Consider the following 633-nt stretch of genomic DNA (forward strand, 5'->3'; position numbering starts at 1 on the left):
GTCCATTCGCCCAGCGCATCGTCTTCCTCGGCGCCGGCGGCGCGGTTGAACGGGATGTGGCTCGGGCCGTCGATCGGCGCGGCGGCGGTCGAGTCGTCCGACAGGATCAGGGTGTGGCCGGAGGCGGTGTGCTCGTACCAGTAGAACCAGCCTTTTTCTTCCCAGCGCCGGTGCACGTAGTTGTAGTCGGACTCGTCGTACTGGCAGGCGTCTTTCATGACCGGGTCCGGGCCGCCGACGCGGAATTCGCTCTTGCGCACGCCGTAGTCGCCGAAGATGTCGTCGGTCTGGTCCTTGACGGTCATGTTGTGGAACAGATAGTTGTCGCGGCGCAGGCGCAGGTAGGCCAGCCACGGCAGCAGGACCATGTCGTAATAGACTTCGCCGCCGTCGGCGCGCACGCGGCGGAACTCGAACACGTAGCCGTTGAAGTAGCGCTTGCTGTTGTCTTCGCGCACCAGTTCGACGGTGGCCATCTTGCCCTGCACATCCTTGAGGGCGATGTTGGGATCGTCGCTCAGGCATTCGACGGTGAAGTGGAAGTCGCGCGACAGGCCCTCCACCGCGTCGATCCGGTTGGCCACGAGGCTGGCGGGGCCTCCGCTGGGAAAGTTCAGGCGCAGCAGGCGGTTG

General features: G+C 65.1%; 1 protein-coding gene. It reads right to left on the bottom strand.

What is annotated here, in order from left to right:
- Positions 1–633 (bottom strand): type VI secretion system Vgr family protein (locus F0185_RS34115; protein WP_167233126.1); only part of this gene is annotated, 633 nt, incomplete at both ends.

The sequence above is a fragment of the Massilia rubra genome, from assembly GCF_011682065.1.
GTDB classification, from domain to species: Bacteria; Pseudomonadota; Gammaproteobacteria; order Burkholderiales; family Burkholderiaceae_D; genus Telluria_A; species Telluria_A rubra.